This window comes from Nocardia sp. NPDC101769 (assembly GCF_044766925.1).
Taxonomy (GTDB): Bacteria; Actinomycetota; Actinomycetes; order Mycobacteriales; family Mycobacteriaceae; genus Nocardia.
In genome coordinates this window covers 362856-380205 of the sequence record NZ_JBIWMX010000001.1, presented here as the reverse complement: position 1 = coordinate 380205, position 17350 = coordinate 362856, and the positions used below count along the sequence as shown (strand labels likewise).

The 17350-nt window shown below is 69.6% G+C and carries 13 protein-coding genes and 3 pseudogenes; 9 read left to right on the top strand and 7 right to left on the bottom strand.

The genetic code is table 11. The annotated features are described in order from the left end of the window. Window positions 1-4: 4 nt before the first annotated feature. Window positions 5-1663: a (2,3-dihydroxybenzoyl)adenylate synthase gene (locus ACIRRA_RS01475; protein WP_402761577.1), complete on the bottom strand. Its 1659-nt coding sequence runs from the start codon at window positions 1661-1663 to the stop codon at window positions 5-7. Window positions 1664-1687: 24 nt separating this feature from the next. Between ACIRRA_RS01475 and ACIRRA_RS01470 the strand changes: the two are divergent. The 3 pseudogenes from ACIRRA_RS01470 to ACIRRA_RS01460 form a co-directional block, all read left to right on the top strand. Next, a pseudogene (locus tag ACIRRA_RS01470) lies at window positions 1688-1969 on the top strand (phosphopantetheine-binding protein); the annotation flags it as partial. A 267-nt stretch (window positions 1970-2236) separates the two neighbouring features. Continuing rightward, window positions 2237-3733: pseudogene (locus ACIRRA_RS01465) on the top strand (condensation domain-containing protein); the annotation flags it as partial. Window positions 3734-3913: 180 nt separating this feature from the next. Beyond that, window positions 3914-5848 (top strand): annotated as a pseudogene (locus tag ACIRRA_RS01460) (amino acid adenylation domain-containing protein); the annotation flags it as partial. Between the two features lie 61 nt (window positions 5849-5909). Here ACIRRA_RS01460 and ACIRRA_RS01455 read toward each other — a convergent pair. Beyond that, a complete protein-coding gene (locus ACIRRA_RS01455) occupies window positions 5910-6050 on the bottom strand; it encodes a DUF5993 family protein (protein ID WP_402761574.1) in 141 nt (46 codons plus the stop codon). A 181-nt stretch (window positions 6051-6231) separates the two neighbouring features. On the opposite strand from ACIRRA_RS01455, the gene ACIRRA_RS01450 reads away from it, so the two are divergent. The 3 genes from ACIRRA_RS01450 to ACIRRA_RS01440 all read left to right on the top strand — a co-directional run bounded on the left by ACIRRA_RS01450 (window position 6232) and on the right by ACIRRA_RS01440 (window position 8837). Then, window positions 6232-7113 (top strand): oxidoreductase, encoded by an 882-nt coding sequence (locus ACIRRA_RS01450; protein WP_402761571.1) that lies wholly within the window; start codon window positions 6232-6234, stop codon window positions 7111-7113. Window positions 7114-7129: 16 nt separating this feature from the next. Beyond that, the gene (locus ACIRRA_RS01445) at window positions 7130-7492 is read left to right on the top strand and encodes a PH domain-containing protein (protein ID WP_356998970.1); all 363 of its coding nucleotides are present in this window, start codon (window positions 7130-7132) and stop codon (window positions 7490-7492) included. 250 nt (window positions 7493-7742) lie between these two features. Next, a complete protein-coding gene (locus ACIRRA_RS01440) occupies window positions 7743-8837 on the top strand; it encodes a 3-deoxy-7-phosphoheptulonate synthase (protein WP_402761567.1) in 1095 nt (364 codons plus the stop codon). A gap of 128 nt (window positions 8838-8965) precedes the next feature. Here the strand turns inward: ACIRRA_RS01440 and ACIRRA_RS01435 are convergent, their stop codons facing one another. Continuing rightward, entirely contained in the window at window positions 8966-9547 is a 582-nt protein-coding gene (locus ACIRRA_RS01435; RefSeq protein WP_356998975.1) for a GNAT family N-acetyltransferase, read from the bottom strand. A 96-nt stretch (window positions 9548-9643) separates the two neighbouring features. Here ACIRRA_RS01435 and sigJ point away from each other — a divergent pair, with 96 nt between their 5' ends. The 3 genes from sigJ (at window position 9644) to ACIRRA_RS01420 (ending at window position 12580) form a co-directional block, all read left to right on the top strand. Continuing rightward, window positions 9644-10573 carry an RNA polymerase sigma factor SigJ gene (gene sigJ / locus ACIRRA_RS01430; protein ID WP_402761564.1) on the top strand — a complete coding sequence of 310 codons (930 nt, stop codon included), beginning with the start codon at window positions 9644-9646 and terminating at the stop codon, window positions 10571-10573. Window positions 10574-10641: 68 nt separating this feature from the next. Then, window positions 10642-11844 carry a pyridoxal phosphate-dependent aminotransferase gene (locus tag ACIRRA_RS01425; RefSeq protein WP_402761561.1) on the top strand — a complete coding sequence of 401 codons (1203 nt, stop codon included), beginning with the start codon at window positions 10642-10644 and terminating at the stop codon, window positions 11842-11844. 91 nt (window positions 11845-11935) lie between these two features. Further along, window positions 11936-12580 carry a LysE family translocator gene (locus tag ACIRRA_RS01420; RefSeq protein ID WP_379382962.1) on the top strand — a complete coding sequence of 215 codons (645 nt, stop codon included), beginning with the start codon at window positions 11936-11938 and terminating at the stop codon, window positions 12578-12580. A gap of 55 nt (window positions 12581-12635) precedes the next feature. Here ACIRRA_RS01420 and ACIRRA_RS01415 read toward each other — a convergent pair whose 3' ends face one another. The 4 genes from ACIRRA_RS01415 to ACIRRA_RS01400 form a co-directional block, all read right to left on the bottom strand. Continuing rightward, on the bottom strand, window positions 12636-14039 hold the full coding sequence (locus ACIRRA_RS01415) for a M1 family metallopeptidase (RefSeq protein WP_402761558.1): 1404 nt from the start codon (window positions 14037-14039) through the stop codon (window positions 12636-12638). 62 nt (window positions 14040-14101) lie between these two features. Beyond that, window positions 14102-14740 carry a LysE family translocator gene (locus ACIRRA_RS01410; protein WP_402761556.1) on the bottom strand — a complete coding sequence of 213 codons (639 nt, stop codon included), beginning with the start codon at window positions 14738-14740 and terminating at the stop codon, window positions 14102-14104. A gap of 63 nt (window positions 14741-14803) precedes the next feature. Then, on the bottom strand, window positions 14804-15472 hold the full coding sequence (locus ACIRRA_RS01405) for a DUF3239 domain-containing protein (RefSeq protein WP_402761553.1): 669 nt from the start codon (window positions 15470-15472) through the stop codon (window positions 14804-14806). Window positions 15473-15509: 37 nt separating this feature from the next. After that, window positions 15510-17168, bottom strand: a complete 1659-nt coding sequence (locus ACIRRA_RS01400; RefSeq protein WP_402761550.1) for a DNA repair helicase XPB — start codon at window positions 17166-17168, stop codon at window positions 15510-15512. Window positions 17169-17350: the final 182 nt, after the last annotated feature.

Sequence of the window (17350 nt, the reverse complement as noted above, 5' to 3'; positions counted from 1 at the left end):
TGGCTCAGTAGCGCGCGGCGAGGGCCTTCTTGTCGATCTTGCCGACCGCGGTGACGGGCAGGACGTCGGCCTGCCGCAACACATCCGGGAGCTTGTAGGTGGCCAGGCCGCGCTCGGTCAGGAAAGCCTTGATGGCGGCCGGTGACGGCAGGTCGCCCGCGGTCACCAGGACCACGCAGACCTTCTCACCGAGCGCCGGATCGGGCAGGCCCACGGCGGCCGCGTGCCGGACGCCCGGATAGGCGAGCAGGTGCTCCTCGAGCTCGTCGCAGGAGATGTTCTCGCCGCCGCGGTTGATGACGTCCTTGATGCGGCCCGACACGATCAGGTGGCCGCTGGGCAGGCGGCGCACGAGATCGCCGCTGCGGTAGTAGCCGTCCGGGGTGAAGGCGCGCGAATTGTGTTCGGGGGCACGGTAGTAGCCGCGCAGGGTGTAGGGGCCGCGGGTGAGCAGCTCGCCCTCCTCGCCGTCGGCGACGTCGTCGCCCTGCTCGTCCACCACCCGGACCTCGTCGGCGGGGGAGAGGGGGCGGCCCTGGGTGGCGCAGACCAGTTCGTCGGGGTCCCCGGCGCGGGTGTAGTTGAGCAGGCCCTCCGCCATGCCGAACACCTGTTGCAGTCGCACGCCCAGGGCGGGAACGACATCGCGGGCGTTCACCTCGGCCAGCTTCGCGCCGCCGACCTGGAGCAGGCGCAGCGAGGAAATGTCGGCGTCCTCCCACTCCGCGGCCGCGCACCACAGCTGGGCCAGCGGCGGCACCACGGCGGTGACGGTCACACGGTGGCGTTCGATGGCGGCGAAGGCGCTCTCCGGGCTGGGATCGGTCACGAAGGCGATGGCGCCGCCGGTGGCCACCGTGCCCAGCACGCCGGGGCAGGCCAGCGGGAAGTTGTGGGCGACCGGGAGGGTCGCGAGATAGACGTCGTCCGGGCCGAGCTCGCAGACCTCGGCGCTGGCCTTCGCGTTGTAGGCATAGTCGTCGTGAGTGCGGGCGATGAGCTTGGGCAGGCCGGTGGTGCCGCCGGAGACCAGTATGAGCGCGATATCGGACGCGTCGACCTCGGGCAGCGAATCGCCGTCGGCGGGAATCGAATTCAGGTCGGTGAACGGGCCGGGGTCGCCGAGCACCAGGACGTGCCGCAGGGCCGGGACGTGCGTGCTCACCTCGGCGGCGAGGGTGCGGTAGTCGAAGTCGGCGATCCGGTCCGCCGTCACATAGGCGACCGCGCCGGAAAGCCTTGTCAGATGCTCGATCTCGGCGCGCCGGTGGGCGGGCAGAGTGAGCACGGGGATGATCCCGGCGCGCAGCAGGCCGAACAGTACCGGAACGAACTCGGGGACATTGGGCAGCTGCAGCACGACTCGATCGCCCGGCCGGATGCCCAGGGCGAGGAGGCCGTGCGCCATCCGGTCGGCCGCTGGATCGAGCGCCGCGTAGGAGGTCTCGGTGTCGCCCAGCAGCGCCGGTCGGTCGGGCCACTGCCGGGCCGCGTCGCGCAGGAGTTCGCCCAGCGGCCGGCCCGCCCAATATCCGGCCTGCCGGTACTGCTCGGCCAGGTCGTCGGGAATCGGGACGAAGCCGTCGCGGTGGTCCGTGGCGGTTGATGCGGTCGATGTCCCCGCGAAGGCGGTCGATGTCTCGGCGGATGCACTCGATGTCACAGCTCTGACCTCCGATTAGTAAGGATGGCCTTGCATAGGTTAGGCAACCCTATCTCAGTGGGTTACTCTGCTGTCGAACGACATCCGAATTCCGGATCGGCAGCGGCCATCCCCTCCCTCGAACAAGGAGTACCAGCGGAAATGGAGTCACCCCAGCGGTCAGTGGCGAGCATCGCCCGGGACGAGATCCGCACTGCCATCGCCGGTCACCTCGGCCTCGACCCCGCCACCATCCTCGACCACGCCGACCTCATCGAGCTCGGCCTCGACTCCATCCGCACCATGAAACTCGCGGGTTCCTGGCGCAAACGCGGCCTGTCCGTCAACTTCGCCCAACTCGCCGCCGAACCCACCGTCGCCGCCTGGCACCGCCTCCTCGGCGGGGCGGGATCGAATGCCCCCGCAGGCGACGGTGCCGCAGCGACGGTGAATCCGGACGCCGCCCACGATGATTCGGGTGTATTGAGCCCGGAGCGCGTACAGAGTGGCCGCCCGGCCCCGAGCGATGTGATCGGCGACGCGGTGGTGCTCGGCGCGACCCGCGATGCGGTACCGGCCGGCGCGAATCAGGTTGTGGCCGCGGGCACTGCGACCGGAGCTGCGAGAACGGATAGCGAGGAGGCGGTCGCCTGGGCGGATGACGGGAGTCCGTTCGGGCTGGCACCGATGCAGCACGCGTACTGGGTCGGGCGGGGCGAGGGGCAGGAGCTCGGGGCGGTCGCGGCTCATCTCTATGTCGAATTCGATGGGGCCGGTGTCGATCCAGAGAAGCTGGGGGTGGCGGTTGAGGGGCTGGTGCGGCGGCATCCGATGTTGCGGACGCGGTTCCTGCCCGACGGGACCCAGCAGACGCTGGAGCGACCGGGGCGGGACGTCTGGAGTGTCACCGATCTTCGCGCGGCGGCCGCCGAATCGGTGGAGCGGACGCTGGAGGCGTTGCGGGAGCGCCGGACTCATCAACTGCTGGCGGTGGAAGACGGTCAGGTCGTCGATATCGCACTGACCCTGCTGCCGGACGGGCGCACCCGGCTGCACCTGGATGTGGACATGCTCGCGGCCGACGCCATGAGCTACCGGATCCTGGTGGCCGACCTGGCGCGGCTCTATCACGGCGAGCAATTGCCGCCGCAGCACTACACATTCCGGCAGTACCTGGCCGAACATGCCGGTCCCGCACCGGAACACACCGCCGCTCGCGAGTGGTGGCAGCGGCGGTTGCCGGAACTGCCGGGCGCACCGGAACTTCCGCGTGCCTCGGCTCCCACCGTGCAACCGAGCCGCGGAGCGACATCGGGCGCACACCCGAGCCCCGAGGTGGCGGTGCAAACCAGCTCCGGTACGGCACCCGAGACTGCCGCGCAGGTGAGCACCAGCGCGGCTGCCGAGGCCGGTGTACGGTCGGGTCCTGGCCCGGCACCGGGTGTGGGGGAGCGGGCCGCGCGGACGGTGCGGCTGCATCGCTGGCTGTCGCCGGAGGCCAAGGCACGCATGTTCGCCGCGGCGCACGCGCGGGGGATCACCCCCGCGATGGCGTTGGCGTCGGTGTTCGCCGAGACCGTCGGCGGGTGGTCGGCGCAGCGGCGGTTCCTGCTGAATTTGCCGCTGTTCCATCGGGAACCGGTGCATCCGCAGGTGGACGGGGTGGTGGGTGACTTCACCTCCTCGGTGTTGCTGGAGGTCGATGTAACCGAGCCGGCCACCGTCACCGACCGGGCCCGCGCCCTGCAACGCGAATTGCACGCCGCCGGAGCGCATTCCGGCTACACGGGCCTCGGGGTGCTGCGCGACCTGGGCCGTCTGCGCGGCGAACCGGTGCTGGCCCCCATCGTCTACACCAGCGCCATCAATCTCGGCGAACTGTTCGCCGACCAGGTCACCGCCACCTTCGGCGACCCGGTCTGGATCATCTCCCAGGGCCCGCAGGTGCTGCTCGATGCCCAGGTCACCGAGGTCCGCGGCGGCCTCCTGTTGAACTGGGACGTCCGTGCCGACGCCTTCCCACCCGCCATGGTCGATGCCATGTTCACCCGCTATATCGACGCCGTCCTGCGTCTGGCGGGCACCGGCGACACCGCCGGATTCCGGCGCGGCGTGGGGGCGGAGGCCGAGGCGGTCGGTGACCCATCGCCGGATTCCGGCGCGGCCGGGCCGACGACCACGCCGGCCGCCACACCGGGCGATCCGACAGCCGCAGCACGCCATGCCGCGTCGCAGGGCGGCGATTCGGTCCGGGCGGATGTCCGCGACGCGGGGTGGGATGCCGAGGCGGCGGTGCGAATTCCGGTGGAGCAGGCGGTGGTTCGCGCTCGGGTGAACGGCACCGATGGTCCGGTGAGCGGGCGGGCGCTGCACAGTGGGCTGTTCGAGTTCGCCGCTGCGAATCCCGGTGCGTCCGCGGTCATCTGGGACGACGACCGCGCGGACGTATCCGGGGCACGGGTGCTGACCTATGGCGAGCTGGCCGGGCAGGCGCTCGCGGTGGCGGGCGCGTTGCGTGCGGCGGGGGTGCGGCCCGGGGATGCGGTCGCCGTGCAGTTACCGAAGGGGCCCGATCAGATCCTGGCTACGGCGGGTGTGCTCGCGGCCGGCGGCGTGTATGTGCCGATCGGGTTCGATCAGCCCGCGGCGCGCCGGGACGAGATCGTGCGGATCGGTGCCGTGGTGGCGGCGGTGACGGCCGGGGCGGAGGTCACCGGGGTGCCGACGCTGGCGCTGAACGAGGCGCGGCGGTATCCGGCACCGTTGGCCGAGGCGGTGATTCCGGATCCGGAGGCCATCGCGTATGTGCTGTTCACGTCGGGGTCGACGGGGCAGCCGAAGGGCGTGGAGGTGCCGCATCGGGCGGCGATGAACACCATCGACGACCTCAACGAGCGGTTCGGGATCGGCGCTGACGATCGGGCGCTCGCCCTGTCGGCGTTGGAGTTCGACCTGTCCGTCTACGACATCTTCGGCCTGCTGAGTGCCAGGGGTGCGGTCGTCGCGCTGGATGAGGGACAGCGCGGCGAGCCGGGCCGGTGGGCCGAAATGATTCGGCGGCACCGGGTTTCGGTGGTCAACTGTGTCCCCAGCCTGCTGGACATGCTGCTGGAGGCGGCGGCCGGGAAGCCTGTGGATAGTTTGCGCATGGTCGTTCTCGGCGGCGACTGGGTGGACGTGGCGCTGCCCGGACGGCTCGCCGCGGTGGCCCCGGACTGCCGGTTCGCCGGACTGGGCGGGGCCACCGAGGCGGCCATCCACTCCACCATCTGTGAAGTGGTGAATGCCGGAGTGCCGCAGCAGTGGTCGGCCGTCCCGTACGGCACTCCGCTCCGCAATGTGCGCTGCCGCGTGGTCGGGCCGTCGGGGCAGGACTGCCCGGACTGGGTCACCGGCGAGCTGTGGATCGGCGGCGCGGGCGTGGCCGCCGGATACCGCGGCGACGCCGCGCGCGCCACCGACCGGTTCGTCACCCACGAGGGCCTGAACTGGTATCGCACCGGCGATCTCGCGCGGTACCTGCCGGACGGCTGCCTGGAGTTCCTGGGCCGCGCCGACCATCAGGTCAAGATCCGCGGGTATCGCGTGGAACTCGGCGAGGTGGAGAGCGCCCTACGCGCCCTGCCGGGCGTGCGGCACGCCATCGCGGCGGTGATCGGCGCGTCCGCACCGAAACTCGCGGCGGTCGTGGTGGCGGGCGAGGGCGTCACCCTCGAGGTCCCGGCCCTGCTGTCGGCGGCCGCGGACCTGCTGCCCGCCTACATGATTCCGTCCCGGGTCGAGCTGCTGGGCGAGCTGCCCTTCACCTCGAACGGCAAGCCGGACCGCAAGGCCATCGCGACCCTGCTGGCCGCGGGTGAACGGGACGGCGAATTCATCGCTCCCCGAACCGATACCGAGCGCGCGGTGGCCGATATCGTCGCCACGGTGCTGGGCCGCGAGCGGGTCGGCGTGACCGACGACTTCTTCGCCCTCGGCGGCGATTCGGTGCTGGCGACCGCGGTCGTCGCGCGCGTGCGGGATTGGCTGGATTCCCCGGACACCGTGGTCGCCGACTTCTTCGCGGCCCGCACGGTCGCGGGACTGGCCCGCCGCCTGCTGGATCGTGAGGAGCGCGCCGGCGCGGCCGGCCGGTTGGACGAGGTGGCCCGCCTCTACCTGGAGGTGGCCGCCATGTCCGACGACGAGGTCCTCGCCCTGTCCTGAAAAGCCCGGTCTCCTCCCACGACTCTGTCACCGCCGTTCTCGGTGACGGTGTTCGCGGCGGTCACCATGCCGGATTCAGGCCGAGGCCGCTGGTGCTGTGGTACTTCAGCAATCCGGCGCAGACCAGGGCCACGATCCACCAGACCACCGGGACAGTCTGGCGGGAACCCTGTTTCCAGATCAGCGTCAGAACGCCCGGCAAACCCGTGGGTAGCAGCGTGCCATGGTCGCGGACGCTTCCGCTCGAGCAGGTCACAGGGTTCGCACGCGACGCGGACACGCCGCGCCGGAGAACCCTCGGGAGGCGTGGGCAAATTCCGAATCCCGGAGCGGTTCGCGCCGACATCAGACGAGTACGCCGCCGCGCCCCTAGACTCGACCCCGTGAGTGGTTGGGACATCTCCGACATCCCCGATCAGGCGGGCCGGACGGTCATCGTGACCGGCGCCAACAGCGGGCTGGGCGCCGTCACCGCGCGTGCGCTCGCCGGTGCCGGGGCGCGCGTGATCATGGCGTGCCGAAATGAGGTCAAGGCGCGGGCCGTCGCCGACGAGATCGGCCCCAATGCCCAGGTGCGCCGGCTGGATCTGGCCGACCTGACCTCGATCCACGAATTCGCCGACTCCGTCGACGGCGCCGACGTGCTGATCAACAATGCGGGCGTGATGGCGGTGCCGCTCAAGCGCACCGCCGACGGCTTCGAAATGCAGATCGGCACAAACCATCTCGGTCATTTCGCGCTGACCGGGTTGTTGCTGGACAAGATTCGCGACCGGGTGGTCACGCTCTCGAGCGGCATGCACGCCATCGGCCGTATCGATCTCGAGGATCTCAACTGGGAAGGGCGATCCTATCAGCGCTGGGCCGCCTACGGGCAGTCCAAGCTGGCCAATCTCATGTTCGCGCGGGAACTGCAGCGCCGCCTGACCGCCGCCGGATCCGCCAAGGTCTCGGTGGCCGCGCATCCCGGCTACGCCGCGACCGAGCTGCAGGGGCACACCGAGTCCCTGTACGACGCGCTCATGTCCATCGGCAACCGGCTGTTCGCGCAGAGCGCCGAAATGGGCGCGCTGCCAACGCTGTTCGCCGCCACCTCGGAGGTCGAGCCGGGTGGCTTCTACGGCCCGACCGGGCTGCGCGGCATGCGCGGTTACCCCGGGCCCAGCACCTCCACCGCCGCCTCCAAGGACGAGGTGACCGCGCGGCGGTTGTGGGAGCTGTCCGAGCAACTGACCAAGGTCACCTATCCGTTCGTTCGCCGCTGACCCGGAGGCCGGGGAAATGAGCATTCCATTCGACCGGCGGGATCAGCTCGACAAGATCCAGCAGGGACTGCTGCCGGGTGAACAGATCCTGGCCGTGTACGACGCCATCGGGGTGGGCACCGGATTCCTGGGGCTCACCGACCGGCGGGTCGTCATCCAGGACAACTCGTTCGTCGGGAAGAAGATCGCCATCACGAGCATCCCGTACGCGCGGATCTCGAGCGTCAGCATACTGACCAACAAGTCGTTCGCGGGACAGTTCTTCTCCTCCGGGCATATCGCCATCAGCACCGGGCACCACATCTACGAGGTGGAGTTCCGGGGCGACGACAAGACCCGCCACGTGCACGATGTGATCCTGCACTACATCCTCCGCTGACCTGGTCCGTCCCAGCGTGTGAGATGCCCATCTCATCGATGGTGTCCCACGCCACATGCACGATTCGAGATCTCTGGTACAGTCCGGAACATGCAGCGTACGTATTTCTGGTTTAGCCAGCCGGCCCCGGGTGGGTCGCGCGGCGTGAACCTGCGCTGACATCCTCCACCCCGAGCCGGACGAAAACAGACCGGCTCGAAGGGGTTTCGAACAACTCTCCGTGGGTCGGCCTGGGACAGGAAACCCACCCATGACAACCACCGCCGATCTCGAACGGCATGCCGATCTGGACGATCAGCGCACGCTCAGCGTGAGCCCGCTGCGGTCGCCCCGCGAGATCCGTGCCGCCCACCCGATCGACGACACCCTCGCCGACACCGTGCGCGCCGGCCGCAAGGCCACCGTCGACGTGCTCAACGGCTCCGACGACCGCCTGATGGTGATCGTCGGCCCGTGTTCGGTGCACGATCCCGACGCCGCCATGGACTACGCGCGCCGGCTCGCCGCCAAGGCCGCCGAGCTGGACGACCGGCTGCACGTGGTGATGCGCGTCTACTTCGAGAAGCCGCGCACCACGCTGGGCTGGAAGGGTCTCATCAACGACCCGCACCTGGACGGCAGCTTCGACATCAACACCGGCCTGGACCTGGGCCGTCGCCTGCTGGTCGACATCACCGCGCTCGGGCTGCCGGTCGCGTGCGAGTTCCTGGACCCGATCACCCCGCAGTACATCGCCGACCTGGTCGCCTACGGTGCGATCGGTGCGCGGACCGCGGCCAGCCAGGTGCACCGGCAGCTGTCCTCGGCGCTGTCCATGCCGGTCGGCATCAAGAACGGCACCGACGGCGATGTGCAGGTCGCGGTGGACGGCGTGCGCGCCGCGGCCGCCTCGCACGTCTTCCCCGGCACCGACCTGGACGGGCGTTCCGCGCTCATCCGCACCGCCGGCAACCCGGACTGCCACGTCATCCTGCGCGGCGGCAGCAACGGCCCCAACTTCGACGCCGCCTCCTGCGCGGAAGCCCTGCTGCGCCTGGAGAAGTCCTCGCTGCCGCAGCGGCTGGTCGTGGACGCCTCGCACGGCAACTCCAACAAGGACCACAACAAGCAGGTCGACGTCGTCACCGATCTCGCCGAGCGCATCGCGGCGGGTGAGGACACCGTGGTCGGTCTCATGATGGAGTCCTTCATCGTGGCGGGCCGCCAGGACCTCACCCTCGGCCACCCGGAGGAGCTCACCTACGGGCAGTCCATCACCGACGCCTGCATCGACTGGGACACCACCGCGGCCCAGCTCGACCGGCTCGCCGACGCCGTCACCCGCCGCCGCGAGGCCCGCGGCTAGGCGGCCCGGCCACCTGACCAGCACCCGCTCGTCGCGAGTTCGCCTCGCGCGGAACGAGTCCGGCGTGCACACTGTGTTCGGCGCACACCCAGTCCGGCGGGTGTGCGCCGAACACCCTTCCGGGTGTGTCAGACACCCTCGGGCCAGTGCGGGCTGGGCGTCGCGGGGTCGTCGCGCAGGCGACCCGCCACCCAGGTGTCGCGGCGGACGCCGCGCTGGAGCGAGCCGCCGCGCAGCAGGCCCTCGTAGTGGTAACCGGCGCGGCGGGCCACTGCTGCGGAGGCGTGATTGCCGGCGAAGGCACGCCACTCCAGTCGCTCGAAGGCCAGCCCGGCGGGATCCAGACCCGCCGCGGTGACCAAGAGCGCGGCCCGCGTCATCAGGCCCTCGCCGCGGGCGGCCGGGGCGAGCCAGAAACCGATCTCGGCGGTATCCTCGTCCCGCCGGCGATTGGGCAGGGTCAGGCCGATCATGCCGATCACGGGCCCGTCCGCGGCACGGCGCAGCGCCCAGGTGGGGCTGCGGGTGGCCCAGCCGGGGCCGACGATGTCGTAGATGAACTTCTCGGCGTCGGCGCGGTGATACGGGACCGGCATGGTGGTCCAGGCGCCGATGGACGGTTCCTGACACAGGGCCGTGATGGCGTCGATGTCGGAAACTGCGGGCGGTGACAGCCGGACCACGCCGTCGGAGAGAAATTCCGCGTCCATGCGGTCATGCTGTCACGGAAACGTGTGCGGGCACAGCGGGTTCTGGCCACCGGGGCGGTGGGGAGGCTGTCGGAGCCCGGCCGTAGGATCGATCCGATGGTTGCCGCTCTCCTTGCCGACTTGTTCGAAACGCATCGGCCGCATCTGCTGTCGGTGGCCTACCGGCTCACCGGCAGTGTCAGCGATGCCGAGGACGCGGTGCAGGAGAGCTGGTTGCGGCTCGCGGTGGCCCGCCAATCCGAGATCGAGGATCTGCGCGCCTGGCTCACCACGGTGGTCAGCCGCATCTGCCTGGACCGGCTGCGCAGCGCCGCGGTCCGGCGGGAAAAGTATGTGGGGCAATGGCTCCCGGAGCCCGTGGTCACCGCGGTGACGCCCTCCAGCGCCCCGGACCCGCTGGCGGCCGTGGTGCGCAAACAGGAATTCCGATTCGCCGCCCTCGTGGTGCTGGATACGCTGACCCCGCCGCAACGTGTGGCATTCGTTCTGCACGATGGCTTCTCGCTGCCGTTCAGCGAAATCGCCGACATCCTGGGCATTTCCGTGGACTCCGCACGGCAGCTGGCCACCCGGGCCCGCAAGGCGGTGGCGGCCGCGCCCGCACCGGTCACCGACGACGAGCACAATGCCGCGGTGCAGCGGCTGCTCGCCGCGCTGGGCAGCGGCGACGTCGACGCCATCGTGGCGGCGCTGCACCCGGACGTGCGTACCGTGGGCGACGGTGGCGGCGTCGTGTCCACCGCCATCAATGTGGTTGCGGGCGTGGACAAGAACGTCCGCCTCTGGCTGGGTCTGTGGCGCCGATTCGGGCTCTTCGACGCCGACCACATCGGACCCGCCCGGCAGCTCGAACCGGTCCTGGTCAACGGGCAGTGGGGAATTCTCGCGCACGCGATCCCGGCCCAGAACGGGTCCACCGGGAACCCACAGCGCGTATACGCCTTCACCGTGCGCGAGGGCCGGGTGTGGGGCGTCTACGACGTGGTGAACCCTGCCAAGCTGACGGGCATCCGGCTGCCGCAGTGAACCACGGCCGTGGCTGTGAGGTATCTCACCGTCGAAGGCCGTTTTCGCCCATGGATTAGGCTCCGGACATGCCGCGCATTCCCACCGTCGCCCGACTGCAGCCCTTCGCGTCGACGATCTTCGCCGAGATGACCGAGCTCGCCGTGCGCCACGGCGCGGTCAACCTCGGTCAGGGTTTTCCGGACAGCGACGGCCCCGCGAGCATGCTCGAGGTGGCGCGGCAGGCCATCGCCGACGGGTTCAACCAGTACCCGCCCGGCCGGGGCGTGCCAGCCCTGCGGCAGGCCATCGCCGCCGACCGCGCCCGCCGCTACGGCACCCACTACGATCCGGACACCCAGGTGCTGGTCACCGTCGGCGCCACCGAGGCCATCGCGGCCACCGTGCTCGGACTGGTCGAACCCGGTGAGGACGTGGTGCTCATCGAGCCCTACTACGACTCCTACGCCGCCGCCATCGCGCTGGCCGGGGCGCGGCGCCGCACCGCGCGCCTGGTGGCCGACGGCGACGGCTTCGCCCTCGACCTGGACAGCCTGCGCGCCGCCATCACTCCGAAAACCCGGCTGCTGCTGGTGAATTCGCCGCACAATCCGACCGGGACCGTGCTCTCGCGCGCCGACCTCACCGCCATCGCGGACATCGCCATCGAACACGACCTGTACGTCATGTCGGACGAGGCGTACGAGCACCTCTACTACGACGGGCACGAGCACATCAGCCTGTCCACCCTGCCCGGCATGTTCGAGCGCACCATCGTGATCTCCAGCGCCGCCAAGACATTCAGCGTCACCGGCTGGAAGATCGGCTGGGCCTGCGCGCCCGCGCCGCTGCTGGACGCGGTGCTCGCGGCCAAGCAGTTCCTCACCTTCGTCGGCGGCGGGCCGTTCCAGCCCGCGGTCGCGCACGCGCTGAACACCGAGCAGCAGTGGGTGGCCGCGCTGCGGGACACACTGTCGGAGAAGCGACTTCGGCTCTCGGCGGCGCTCGCCGACGCCGGGTTCGGGGTGAAGCGCAGTGACGGCACCTATTTCGTGTGCGCCGACATCACGCCGCTGGGCAAGCGCGGGGAGGCGGAGCGGACCGAGGCCTACGCCTTCTGCAAGGAGCTGCCCGAACGCCTCGGGGTGGCCGCGGTGCCGGTGAGCGTCTTCGCCGACGACAAGGCCGCCTGGAATCACCTGGTGCGCTTCACCTTCTGCAAGAAGGAGGAGACCATCGCCGAGGGTGTCCGCCGCCTGCGCGCGGGCCACACCGCCGACGTCGTCCGCTAGCGCCGGACTGCCGGATGGCTCCGGGTTCGGGGTCCAGATGGTTGTGAGTGGACCGTGACAGCGGGTGGGTGGGGCCCGGAGAATTGGCCGGGTGATCGAGACGAGTGCGGTGCTGGGGGTGGCTGCGGCGGCGCTGGGGCTGGTGCTCACGCCGGGGCCGAACATGATGTATCTGGTGTCGCGGACCGTGTCGCAGGGGCGGCGGGCCGGGCTGGTGTCGCTGGCGGGGGTGGCGGTCGGGTTCGGGGTGTATCTGGCGGCCGCGACCGCAGGGATCACCGCGGTGTTCGCCATGGTGCCGGCGCTGTATCTGACGCTCAAGGTGGCGGGGGCGGTGTATCTGCTCCATCTGGCGTGGAAGACGTTCCGGCCCGGCGGGGTTTCGCTGTTCACACCGACGGAGTTGCCCGCGGATCCGACGCGGCGGCTGTTCACCATGGGTCTCGTCACCAATCTGCTGAATCCGAAGATCGCCATCCTGTACATGGCGCTCATTCCGCAGTTCGTGGTGCCCGCGCACGGGCGGGTGTGGCTCCAGAGTCTGTGCCTGGGCGCGGTCCAGATCAGCATCGCCATCACGGTGAACGGGTTGATCGTGCTCAGCGCGGGCGCCATCTCGACGTTCCTGGCGCGGCGGCCGCTCTGGCTGCGGGCGCAGCGGTTCGTCACCGGCTCGGTGCTCGGCGCCATGGCCGCGCTGGTGCTGTCGGACCGCACCCGCCCGCTTCCGGCCTGACCGAATCGGTCACCGACGCGGTGGCCCGCCGCGAATTCCCGCGGCGGGCAACGCCTCACGCGCGCAGCGTGCCCGGGTAGAGGAACTCGTCGGCGGGGCGGTCGGTGCGGTCGAGCCAGGCGGTGAAGAAGCCCGTCAGGTCGTGGGGTGTGCGGCTCTGCACGAACGCGCGGAACTCGGGCATGGACGCATTGCCGTACTGGTGTCCCATGACGAAGTCGCGCATCGCCGGGAAGAAGGCGTCATCACCCATGGTGCGGCGCAGGGCGTGCAGGAACAGCGGACCGCGGTAGTAGACCGAGGTGAATTCGCTGCCCTTGCCGGGGTTCTGGAGCGCTATCTCCCAGAACTTCGGATCGTCATGGTATTTCGCGACCGTCTCTCGGTACTTGGCGTCGACGTCCTTGCCGTCCTTGCGTTCCGGCCACAGGTAGTCGGCGGTGTAGCTGGCGAAGCACTCGTTCAGGCAGACGTCCGACCACTGCTTCACCGACATGGAGTCGCCCCACCACTGATGGGTGATCTCGTGCACCACGGTGTCCAGATCGGTCCAGGGCGCGTAGATGGGCCGCGTCTGGGTCTCCAGCGAGAACTGCAGATCGGTGTCGACGTAGATGCCGCCCGCGGTGTCGAACGGGTAGGGGCCGTACAGCTGCTCCTGGAAGTCCAGGATCTCCGGCAACCGCGACTCCACCTCCCTGGCCTTCAACGCGTCCGGCGCGAACGCGCTCAGCAACGGAGTTCCATTGGCACGCCGCTGTTCCAGGAACTGGAACCGGTCGATGGCGACGGTGGTGAGGTAACCCGCCACCGGCTGGCGCATTTCCCAGGAGACGGTGCGGTCCGCGCCCTGCACGGTGTCGGACACCTTGTCGCCGTTGGACATCACCTCCCACTCCTGCGGCACGGTGGCGTGCAGTGTGAAAGTCGCCTTGTCCAAGGGCGTGTCGTTGAGCGGATACCAGGCGCTCGCCGAATGCGGTTCGCCCGCAACGAAAGCTCCGCCACTGGGCGAGAACACCCACCCCTCGCCGTCGGTGCCGGTCACCGCGCCCGCGTACTGCACCTGCACGCTGAACGGCAGGCCGGGCAGCAGCGGGATCAGCGGCGTGACGACCAGTTCGTGCTCATCGGTGCGGTCGAACCAGGCCGGCAGGTTGTTGACCGTCACCTTGGAGATCTGCGGCCCGCTGTAGTCCAGGTTGAAGGTCCGCAGCGCCTGCGTGGCCACCGCGTCGATCCGGGTCGACCCGGTCAGCTGATGGAACGGCGGATCGTAGGAGATGGTGACGTCGTAATGGTCGGCGTGATAGCCGCCATTGCCGTCCATCGGATAGTAGGGATCGCCCAGCCCGGGCGAGCCGGCCAGCGGGTCACCCGAATCCGCCTGCGCGGGAGCCATATTCGCTCCCGCCAGCAGTACCGCCCCCAACGCCAGGTACCGCCAGTTCCGCCTCATGCGCTGCACCGACCCCTTTCCGTGCCGACTGCCGACCAGCCCGATGCTAATCGGCGCATTCCTCAGTTACCGCTGCCCGACACGGCGACGCTCGCGCCCAGTCCGATGATCATCACTCCACCCGCGCCGCCGACCACCTCCAGCCGCTTGGGCGACCGGGCGAACCAGTTCCGCGCGGTACCCGCAAGCAGGGCGTAGACCGAGTCCGAGATCAACGCGACCACCAGGAACAGCCCGCCCAGGATCAGCATCTGCACCGGGACCGCACCCGCCTTCGGTGCCACGAACTGCGGCAGCACCGCGGAGAAGAAGATGATGGCCTTCGGATTGGTCAGCCCGACCAGCACCGCCTGGCGCAGCACCCGGCCGTTCTCCATGGGTTCGACCTTCGACTCGAAGGCCTCGCGCAGCGAACGCCGTTGCCGGACGGCCTGGATGCCCAGGTAGATCAGGTACAGCGCGCCGGCCAGCTTCACGATCGAGAGCGCGATGGCCGAGGCGGCGAGAATGGCGCCCAGCCCGGCGGCCACCAGCCCCAGGACCACCATGACGCCGGCCGAATGGCCCAGTACCGACAGCAGTGCCGCGCGCCGCCCGTAGGTCAGCGCCCGGCCGATCACGAAAAGCACACCGGGACCGGGGATTATGACAATGACAATGGATGCGACGAGAAACGCCAGCATATTCGCGGCGGGAATCATCGGATCATTCTATTTTCGACGGCCGCGAATGTCGCCCGGTTTGTTGCCTGTCGCCCGGATTGTTCAGCCGCGCAGCTCTTCCGGCAGCTGCTGCGGGTCCAGCAGCAGGCGCTTGGCGTCCGCGCCGCGCACCTTGGTGGCCAGGTCCAGATTGTCGGTGAGCAGCTTCCACTCCACCTCGTGGATGGCCCCGCGGGCGCGCTCGATGATGTTCAGATCCCGGGTGCCCCAGGCAATGGGCATGGCGCTCACCGACTGCCACAGATCCCCGACCGGGCCGGGCGCGCGGTCCACCCGCACGGTCACCGCGGGCACGCGCTCCCCGGCCCGGGTCCGATGCCCGGGTAGTGAGCGGACCGTGCGGGTCACCAGTGCGTAGCGCGGCCCCGCGGTATTCGGCTTGGCCAGATCGACCAGGGCCAGCAGGGTGGCCCCGTTCCCGTGGGTCTCCGACACCACCGCGGGCACCAGATCGCCGGCGGCGTACAGCTTGTCCACCCGGCCGCGATGCGGCGTCCAGTACCCGATGAACAGCGCGGTCACCGCGGCGAGCAGGAACGCCACCGCCAGCAGCCAGGACCAGGGGTGGTTCACCCAGATCAGGAATGCGGTGCCCAGTCCCAGCCAGATGGCCGCGCTGTACGCCCAGATGCGAAGCCGCCGCAGGTACGCGACGACCTCGTTGACCGCCCGGGCATGGTCGCGATCCACCGCGAATTCGAAGCGCCGCACGTGCGTCCCTCCCGCCTTATGGAGGCTCTTCCTCCACTTATCCTATCGTCGGCCCCAGCAGGTCGTCCGCATCGGTGATGCGATAGGCATACCCCTGCTCCGCCAGGAAACGCTGCCGGTGCGCGGCATACTCGGCGTCCAGCGTGTCACGTGCGACCACGGAATAGAAGTGAGCTTGGCCGCCATCGTGTTTGGGGCGCAGCAGCCGCCCGAGCCGCTGCGCCTCCTCCTGCCGTGACCCGAACGTGCCCGAAACCTGCACCGCCACCGAGGCTTCCGGTAGGTCGATGGAGAAATTGGCCACCTTCGACACCACCAGCACCGGGATCTCGCCGCGGCGGAAGGCGTCGAAGAGCTCCTCGCGCTCCCTGGTGCGGGTGGAACCCTGGATGACCGGGGCGTTCAGATGCTCGCCCAGCTCGTCCAGCTGATCCAGGTAGGCCCCGATCACCAGGCTCGGCGCGTCCTGGTGCCGGGCCAGAATCGATTCCACCACCGGCAGTTTCGTGCGCGCGGTGGAGCACAGCCGGTAGCGCTCCTCCGGCTCGGCGGTCGCGTAGGTCATGCGCTCGGTGTCGGTCAGGGTGACCCGCACCTCGATGCAGTCCGCGGGCGCGATCCAGCCCTGCGACTCGATGTCCTTCCACGGCGCGTCGTAGCGCTTGGGGCCGATCAGCGAGAACACATCGCCCTCGCGGCCGTCCTCGCGAACCAGGGTGGCGGTCAGCCCGAGCCGGCGGCGCGACTGCAGGTCTGCGGTCATACGGAAGACGGGGGCGGGCAGCAGATGCACCTCGTCGTAGATGACCAGGCCCCAGTCCCGGCTGTCGAAGAGCTCGAGATGCCGGTACTCGCCCTTGGTCTTGCGGGTGACGACCTGGTACGTGGCAATGGTGACCGGGCGGATCTCCTTGCGCTCACCGGAGTATTCGCCGATCTCGTCCTCGGTCAGCGAGGTGCGGGCCAGCAGCTCGCGCCGCCACTGCCGCCCGGCCACGGTATTGGTGACCAGGATCAGCGTGGTGGCCTTGGCCTTGGCCATGGCCGCCGCGCCCACCATGGTCTTGCCCGCGCCACAGGGCAGCACGACCACGCCGGACCCGCCCGCCCAGAAGGATTCCGCGGCCATTTCCTGGTAGTCGCGCAGGTGCCAGTCGCTGGATTCGTAGTCCAGGTCGATCTCGTGGGCCTCGCCGTCCACGTATCCGGCGAGATCCTCGGCGGGCCAGCCGATCTTGAGCAGCATCTGCTTGATGCGCCCGCGTTCGGACGGATGCACGACCACCGTGTCGTCGTCGAGGCGCGCGCCCAGCATGGGCTGAATCTTCTTGTGCCGCAGTACTTCTTCCAGCACCGCGCGATCCAGGCTGACCAGCACCAGTCCGTGTGCGGGATGCTTGACCAGCTGCAACCGCCCGTAGCGGGCCATGGTGTCGACAATGTCCACCAGCAGCGGCTGCGGCACCGCGTACCGGCTGAAGCTGACCAGCGCGTCCACCACCTGCTCCGCGTCGTGCCCGGCCGCGCGGGCGTTCCACAGCGCGAGCGGCGTCACCCGATAGGTGTGCACATGCTCGGGCGCGCGCTCCAGTTCCGCGAACGGCGCGATGGCCTGACGCGCCGCATCGGCCGACTCGTGGTCGACCTCCAGCAGCAGCGTTTTGTCGCTCTGCACGATGAGTGGACCGTCGGTCACGACACCTCCTGGCTTGTCCGGGCCCGAATGGGCCTCGTCCATTCTCCAGGAAGCCACCGACAATGCCACCTGACCTGCGCCCTTTTCGCTCAGGGCGCACGTGACCGGCCGCGATACGGCCGGTCGATCTCGCGAAAACGGTCAAGACCCGAGTTTCAGTGGCTACGATCACAAAACTTGGA

What these genes read in the sequence shown, in the direction of transcription:
- ACIRRA_RS01415 (WP_402761558.1), bottom strand. Translation starts at nt 14,039, where the DNA reads ATGAGGCGGAACTGGCGGTACCTGGCGTTGGGGGCGGTACTGCTGGCG.
- ACIRRA_RS01440 (WP_402761567.1), top strand. Translation starts at nt 7,743, where the DNA reads ATGACAACCACCGCCGATCTCGAACGGCATGCCGATCTGGACGATCAG.
- ACIRRA_RS01435 (WP_356998975.1), bottom strand. Translation starts at nt 9,547, where the DNA reads ATGGACGCGGAATTTCTCTCCGACGGCGTGGTCCGGCTGTCACCGCCC.
- ACIRRA_RS01410 (WP_402761556.1), bottom strand. Translation starts at nt 14,740, where the DNA reads ATGATTCCCGCCGCGAATATGCTGGCGTTTCTCGTCGCATCCATTGTC.
- ACIRRA_RS01445 (WP_356998970.1), top strand. Translation starts at nt 7,130, where the DNA reads ATGAGCATTCCATTCGACCGGCGGGATCAGCTCGACAAGATCCAGCAG.
- ACIRRA_RS01425 (WP_402761561.1), top strand. Translation starts at nt 10,642, where the DNA reads ATGCCGCGCATTCCCACCGTCGCCCGACTGCAGCCCTTCGCGTCGACG.
- sigJ (WP_402761564.1), top strand. Translation starts at nt 9,644, where the DNA reads ATGGTTGCCGCTCTCCTTGCCGACTTGTTCGAAACGCATCGGCCGCAT.